Source organism: Polaromonas sp. P1_E3 (assembly GCF_056405935.1).
Genome location: NZ_JBFUBD010000835.1, coordinates 1 through 582 on the forward strand (window position 1 = coordinate 1; position 582 = coordinate 582).

The 582-nt window shown below is 62.0% G+C and carries 2 pseudogenes; both read right to left on the reverse strand.

The window, feature by feature from the left end:
• Window positions 1–388, reverse strand: a pseudogene (locus AC1D0Z_RS23830) (arginyltransferase); the annotation flags it as partial.
• Window positions 385–582 (reverse strand): annotated as a pseudogene (locus tag AC1D0Z_RS23835) (leucyl/phenylalanyl-tRNA--protein transferase); the annotation flags it as partial. The pseudogenes AC1D0Z_RS23835 and AC1D0Z_RS23830, both read right to left, overlap by 4 nt.

Here is a 582-nt window from a genome sequence, read left to right on the forward strand (position 1 = left end):
GGTCCATCCCGCCGCCGGCGTGGCGGCCGTTCTGGTAACGCAGGTAGAGCTGGTAGTGCTCCGGCATGAAACAGAGCTTGAGGATACGGGCCTGCAAGGCCTGGTGCCGCTTCCAGGCGCGGCGCTGGCTGTTGTTGGGGCGAAAGCTGCCGGCAGGCACCCGCAGCGGCACGCAGGCCTGGCAGCCGTCGCAGTAAGGGCGGTAAGTGAACATGCCGCTGCGCCGGAAGCCGTTGGTCACCAGGTCTGAATAGGCGTCGTTGTGGATGAGGTGGCTGGGTGTGGCAACCTGCGAGCGGGCCTGCTTGCCCGGCAGGTAGCTGCACGGGTAGGGCGCCGTTGCGTAGAACTGCAAGGTTTGCAGGGGCAGGTCTTTGAGATGTGTCACGGTAGGTCCAGGGTTCCCTTCGTTCCCGTCGTCAGTATCTGATTCCAGTATACGGGCTCAAAGCGCCAGTCGGGAGTGGTTTCATTCACGCTTTCCCCGAGGTGCGTGACAAATTTTGCCCGGCTGATTTCTGCCGCTCCCAGGGACGCCAGATGATGGGTATTTTGCTGACAGTCGATCATGGCGATATGGTT